Origin of the sequence: Paenibacillus agri (genome assembly GCF_013359945.1) — a bacterium.
GTDB classification, from domain to species: domain Bacteria; phylum Bacillota; class Bacilli; order Paenibacillales; family Paenibacillaceae; genus Paenibacillus_AQ; species Paenibacillus_AQ agri.
In genome coordinates this window covers 1-443 of sequence record NZ_JABWCS010000144.1, presented here as the reverse complement: position 1 = coordinate 443, position 443 = coordinate 1, and the positions used below count along the sequence as shown (strand labels likewise).

At 70.4% G+C, this 443-nt stretch carries 1 protein-coding gene; it reads right to left on the bottom strand.

What is annotated here, in order from left to right; all coding sequences use genetic code 11:
• On the bottom strand, window positions 1–443 hold a 443-nt coding region (locus HPT30_RS00720; protein ID WP_175369659.1), incomplete at both ends, for a hypothetical protein.

The following is a 443-nucleotide window of genomic DNA, read 5'->3' as shown; positions in this document are numbered from 1 at the left end:
GAGCCCGTGGTGCCAGTCGATCCCGTGGCGCCAGTGGAGCCCGTGGCGCCAGTAGAGCCTGTGGCGCCAGTAGAGCCTGTGGCGCCAGTAGAGCCTGTGGCGCCAGTAGAGCCTGTGGCGCCAGTAGTCCCGGTAGTTCCAGTAGCCCCCGTCGCCCCAGTAGCACCTGTAGCTCCAGTAGCACCTGTCGCTCCAGTAGCGCCAGTAGAGCCTGTGGCGCCGGTAGAGCCCGTGGCGCCAGTAGAGCCCGTGGCGCCAGTGGAGCCCGTGGCGCCGGTGGAGCCCGTGGCGCCAGTAGTGCCCGTGGCGCCAGTGGAGCCCGTGGCGCCGGTGGTACCCGTAGCGCCAGTAGTACCCGTGGCGCCGGTGGTACCCGTAGCGCCAGTCGAGCCCGTGGCGCCGGTAGAGCCTGTGGCGCCGGTAGTCCCTGTGGCGCCAGTAGT